We start from the raw sequence: 4914 nt of genomic DNA, 5'->3' as shown, positions 1-4914 counted from the left end.
CCCCCTCCCCGTGCCCCACGGGTTCCAGCTGGAGGGTCGAGTGCGCGATGTCGAAGTGGTCGCCGAGGCAGTCCTGCAGCCGGTGCAGGAGCGGCCCCAGGTCCTCGGCGCCCAGCGTCCCCGGCTCCACGACCACGTGCGCGGTGAGCACCGGCATCCCCGAGGTGACAGTCCAGGCGTGCAGATCGTGTACGTCCACGACGCCGGGCTCGGCGAGCAGGTGGGCGCGTACCACCGCCAGGTCGGTGTCCTGCGGCGTGGCTTCGAGCAGGACGTGTCCGGCGTCCCGGAGCAGCGACCAGGCCCGCGGCACGATGAGGAGGCCGATGGCGAGGGCGGCGACCGGGTCGGCGGCGTCCCAGCCGGTGAGCAGGACGACAAGCGCCCCGACGATCACGGCGACCGAGCCGAGCGCATCGCCCAGCACCTCCAGGTAGGCGCCCCGCAGGTTCAGGCTGCGCTCCTTGGCGTCGCGCAACAGCCACAGGCCGACGAGGTTGGCGAGCAGCCCGAGCACCGCGACGACCAGGGTGAGGCCGCCGCGTACCTCGACGGGTTCGTCGAAGCGGCGTACCGCGGAGAACACCACCCAGGCGAAGATGCCGAGCAGCAACAGGGCGTTGAGCACCGCGGAGAAGATCTCCACGCGGTAGAAGCCGAAGGTGCGCCGGGGCGTCGGCGCCCGCTGCGCGAGGGTGATCGCGCCGAGCGCGAGGGCCACGCCGATCGCGTCGGTGAGGCTGTGCGCGGCGTCGGCAAGCAGCGCGAGACTGCCGGAGAGCAGCCCGCCGACGACCTGGAGCACCGTGATGAAGGCGCTGATCCCGATGGTGATCAGCAGCCGTCGGCGGTACGTCCCGCTGAGGGTGCCGGCGGCCGCGGACGGCGCCCCGTGGTCGTGCCCCATGCGCCACAGTCGATCACGCCCCGCACCCACCCACCACCGCATCCGTACGCACCGGGCACCACCTCATGTACCTGCTCGGCTCGGCGTGCGGCGACGGGCTGCGCGATCATCGAGGCATGACCAAAGCACCGAAGCCCGCCGACATCCACCTGGCGCAGGAGCCCGCGGCCGACGCGCTGCTCGGCCGCAGTCCGCTGGCCGCGCTCGTCGGGATGCTGCTCGACCAGCAGGTCCCGATGGAGAAGGCGTTCGCGGGGCCGTACGTGATCGCGGAGCGTCTGGCCGCGGACGATCTGGACGCGCACGACATCGCGGCGTACGACCCGGAGGAGTTCGCCGAGCTCCTGAAGGCCAAGCCCGCCGTGCACCGTTACCCCGGCTCGATGGCGGGGCGGGTGCAGAAGCTCTGCCAGTGCCTGGTCGACGAGTACGGCGGCGACGCCGAGGCGGTCTGGCGCGACGCGACGAGCGGCGCGGAACTCCTGGCCCGGCTCAAGGCACTGCCCGGCTACGGCGAGCAGAAGGCCCAGATCTTCCTGGCCCTGCTCGGCAAGCAGTACGGCGTCACCCCCAAGGGCTGGCGCGAGGCGGCCGGCGCGTACGGCGAGAAGGACGCGTTCCGCTCGGCGGCCGACATCACCGGCCCTGAGACGCTGGCGAAGGTGCGGGCGTACAAGCAGGAGATGAAGGCCGCGGCGAAGAAGAAGTAGCACCGCCCGCCCTTGAACGTCCTTTCTTGACACCTCATTTCGCAGAGCGGAGCATTGCTTCCGTATAGCGGAAGTAACTTCTGGAAGCAGGGGCAGTCAATGGCAAAGATCGGTTTCATCGGCCTCGGCATCATGGGCAGCCCGATGGCGATCAACCTCGTACGTGCCGGACACACCGTGACCGGCTGGAACCGCAGCCCGGAGAAGGCCGAGCCGCTCGTCGCCGCCGGTGGCACGGCCGCCGCGACCATCGCCGACGCGGTGCGTGACGCGGACGTCGTGATCACGATGGTGCCCGCGTCCCCGCAGGTCGAGGCGGTGGCGTACGGACCGGACGGCATCCTGGAGAACGCCCGCCCCGGCGCGCTCCTGATCGACCACTCCTCCATCACGCCGCAGACCTCGGTCGACCTGGCCGAGCGCGCCCGCGACCACGGTGTCCGGGTGCTCGACGCCCCGGTGTCCGGCGGTGAGGCGGGTGCCGTCGAGGGCGTCCTGTCCATCATGGTCGGCGGCGACAAGGCGGACTTCGACGCCGCCCTGCCGGTCCTCGAGGCCATGGGCAAGACGATCGTGCTCTGCGGTCCGCACGGCTCCGGCCAGACCGTGAAGGCCGCCAACCAGCTGATCGTCGCCGTGAACCTGCAGGGCTGCGCCGAGGCGATCACCTTCCTGGAGAAGTCCGGTGTCGACCTGAAGGCGGCCCTCGAGGTCCTGAACGGCGGCCTCGCCGGGTCCGCGGTGCTCACCCGCAAGATGGAGAACTTCCTGCTCCACGAGTACCGGCCGGGCTTCAAGGTCGACCTGCACCACAAGGACATGGGCATCGTCACCGACGCCGCCCGCAACGTCGGCGCGGTGCTGCCCGTCGGCGCCGTCGCCGCCCAGCAGATCGCCGCCGCCCGCGCCCAGGGCTGGGGCGACCTCGACCACTCGGTCCTGCTCAAGGCCGTGGAACGCCTCAGCGGCGACGCCTCCGCCTGAGCCTTTCCGCCGGGCCGCGTCAAGGCCGGGCGCGCTCTACGCCTTACGGGCGGAACTCGGTGCCCCGCTGCCGGGTTCCGCCCGGAGCAGGGGACATGACGTCCCATGAGTGGCTCGCGGTACGTCTCCCGGATGCCCCGGGTTCTTCTCGTACTGGTCGCGCTGCTCGCCGCCGCGCTCCTCGCTGGCGCCCCGGCACCGGCCCTCGCCGCACCCGCGTACGCCGTGACCGGCGAGCCCTGCCCCGAGGTACACGACACCGACAACGCCGCGCGTACGGTGCAGAGCCGCCGTCCGGCCGAACGGCGCCCGGCACCGGCGCTCGCGCCCACCCGGTGCGCCCCGCACAACACCCGCACGCCACGGCAGCGGTACCCATGGCCGTCGTCCACCTCTTCCCCGCGCACCGAAGTCCTGCGCTGCTGACAGGCCCGTACCCCCAGGCCGACCATCCACAGCTCAGCGCAAGGACACCCCCATGCCTCACGACCCCTACGCGATCCTGCACGCCCTGCTGCGCGCCGAAGCCGTACGCAATGAGAAGGCCGCCCGGTCCGAGCGGCGCGAGGAACCCCGGGACCGCACGTCCCGGCCGGCGCCGCCAGTTCGGGACGAGCGGGAGTAGCAACCCGCCGCGGGCCGCTGTTCCCTCGCCGGGGAACGGCGGCCCATGACAGCGGAACGGGCTCAACTCCTGCGGCGCGTACCGAAGATCGAGCGGGAGATCTCGCGGCCGATCTGCGTACCGAGCGACCTGGCCAGGGACTTGAAGATCCCGGAGCCCACCACCTGGTCCACCATCGAGGCGTCCTGCCCGCCGCCGCTCCGGCCGGCCTTCGCCGACTCCTTCTCCGCCTTCGCCGCCTCGGCCTCCGCCTGCTGCCGCGCGTTCCGCTCTGTCTGCTGCGCGGTCAGCACCTCGAACGCCGACTCCGGATCCACCGCCTCCGCGTACCGGGAGTACAGCAGCGAGCCCTTGACCGCGCGGTCGAGCTCGGCCGCGTCGACCGGACCCATCCGCGACTCGGGCGCCCGCAGCCGGGTGGCAGCGACCGGGGTGGGCGCGCCCTTCTCGCTCAGCACGGTCACCGCGGCCTCACCGGTACCGAGCGAGGTCAGCGTCTCCTCCAGGTCGTACGCGGAGTGAGGGAAGGTCTTCACCGTCGCCCGCAGCGCCTTCTGGTCGTCCGGCGTGAAGGCGCGCAGCGCGTGCTGGACGCGGTTGCCGAGCTGCGCGAGGACGTCGCCGGGCACGTCCTTGGGTGTCTGCGTCACGAAGAAGACGCCGACACCCTTGGACCGGATCAGGCGCACGGTCTGGGTGATCGACTCCAGGAACGCCTTGCTCGCGCCGTTGAAAAGCAGATGCGCCTCGTCGAAGAAGAAGACGAGCTTGGGCCGCTCCACATCGCCGACCTCGGGCAGGTTGTTGAACAGGTCGGCCAGCATCCACATCAGGAACGTCGAGAAGAGGTGCGGCTTGTCCTGCACCGCGGGCAGTTCGAGCACCGACACCTGCCCGCGCCCGTCCGGCGCCGTCCGCAGGAACTCGCTCACGTCGAACTCCGGGTTCCCGAAGAACGGCGCCATGCCCTGCGCCTCGAACGCGGTGAGGGCCCGCAAAATCACCCCGGCGGTCACCGTGGAGAGCCCGCCGATGTTCTTGAGCTCCGGCTTGCCCTCGTCGGAGGTCAGAAAGGCCACCACGGCCCGCAGATCCTTCAGGTCGTGCAGCTCGAGACCCTTCTGGTCCGCGTAATGGAAGATCAGACCTAGCGACTGCTCCTGCGTCTGGTTGAGCTGCAGCACCTTGGAGAGCAGCACAGGCCCGAAGCTCGTGACGGTCGCGCGTACGGGAATGCCGGGACCGATCCCGCCCAGGGCGTAGAACTCGCACGGGAACCCGGTGGCCTCCCACTCCTGCCCCACCTCGCCGGACCGCTCCCGCACCGGGTCGCTCGGCTCGCCCGGCGCGGAGATCCCGGAGAGGTCGCCCTTCACATCGGCGAGGAAGACGGGCACGCCCTGCGCGGCCAGTTGCTCGGCGATCAGCTGCAGCGTCTTGGTCTTGCCGGTACCCGTGGCGCCCGCGACCAGGCCGTGCCGGTTGAGCATCGGCAGCGGGATCCTGACCTGCGCGTCCGGCAGGCACTTCCCGTCCCAGAGCAGCGCGCCGAGGTCGAGCGCCGGCCCCGCGAAGGCGTACCCGGCGGCGATCTCCGCGGCCTCCTGCGGCAGGCCCGCCGCGACGGGATCCGGGACGGGATCCGCGGCGGGATCCGCCGGGTCGTCAGCGGGGGCGTCAGCCGGGGC

The 4914-nt window shown here is 71.5% G+C and carries 6 protein-coding genes; 4 read left to right on the top strand and 2 right to left on the bottom strand.

Annotation, left to right across the window (positions count from 1 at the left end):
- Window positions 1–937: cation diffusion facilitator family transporter (locus GUY60_RS34440; protein WP_376771352.1), on the bottom strand; the 937-nt coding region annotated here is incomplete at its 3' end.
- 86 nt (window positions 938–1023) lie between these two features.
- On the opposite strand from GUY60_RS34440, the gene GUY60_RS34435 reads away from it, so the two are divergent.
- The 4 genes from GUY60_RS34435 (at window position 1024) to GUY60_RS34420 (ending at window position 3226) form a co-directional block, all read left to right on the top strand.
- Window positions 1024–1617, top strand: coding sequence for an HhH-GPD-type base excision DNA repair protein (locus GUY60_RS34435; RefSeq protein ID WP_161705120.1), 594 nt, complete (start codon window positions 1024–1026; stop codon window positions 1615–1617).
- A gap of 99 nt (window positions 1618–1716) precedes the next feature.
- Complete coding sequence (locus GUY60_RS34430) at window positions 1717–2601, top strand: 2-hydroxy-3-oxopropionate reductase (RefSeq protein ID WP_161705118.1); 885 nt, start codon at window positions 1717–1719, stop codon at window positions 2599–2601.
- 105 nt (window positions 2602–2706) lie between these two features.
- Complete coding sequence (locus tag GUY60_RS34425; RefSeq protein WP_161705116.1) at window positions 2707–3027, top strand: hypothetical protein; 321 nt, start codon at window positions 2707–2709, stop codon at window positions 3025–3027.
- A 52-nt stretch (window positions 3028–3079) separates the two neighbouring features.
- On the top strand, window positions 3080–3226 hold the full coding sequence (locus GUY60_RS34420; RefSeq protein WP_161705114.1) for a hypothetical protein: 147 nt from the start codon (window positions 3080–3082) through the stop codon (window positions 3224–3226).
- A gap of 62 nt (window positions 3227–3288) precedes the next feature.
- Here GUY60_RS34420 and GUY60_RS34415 read toward each other — a convergent pair whose 3' ends face one another.
- Window positions 3289–4839, bottom strand: a complete 1551-nt coding sequence (locus GUY60_RS34415; protein WP_161705124.1) for a helicase HerA-like domain-containing protein — start codon at window positions 4837–4839, stop codon at window positions 3289–3291.
- Window positions 4840–4914 lie beyond the last annotated feature (75 nt).

The sequence above is a fragment of the Streptomyces boluensis genome (assembly GCF_009908195.1).
GTDB classification, from domain to species: domain Bacteria; phylum Actinomycetota; class Actinomycetes; order Streptomycetales; family Streptomycetaceae; genus Streptomyces; species Streptomyces boluensis.
Note: the sequence above shows the minus strand (reverse complement) of the source record. Positions and strands in the feature narration are given on the sequence as shown.

Coding starts and splice junctions, on each gene's coding strand:
- GUY60_RS34425 (WP_161705116.1), top strand. CDS start 2,707: ATGAGTGGCTCGCGGTACGTCTCCCGGATGCCCCGGGTTCTTCTCGTA.
- GUY60_RS34430 (WP_161705118.1), top strand. CDS start 1,717: ATGGCAAAGATCGGTTTCATCGGCCTCGGCATCATGGGCAGCCCGATG.
- GUY60_RS34435 (WP_161705120.1), top strand. CDS start 1,024: ATGACCAAAGCACCGAAGCCCGCCGACATCCACCTGGCGCAGGAGCCC.
- GUY60_RS34420 (WP_161705114.1), top strand. CDS start 3,080: ATGCCTCACGACCCCTACGCGATCCTGCACGCCCTGCTGCGCGCCGAA.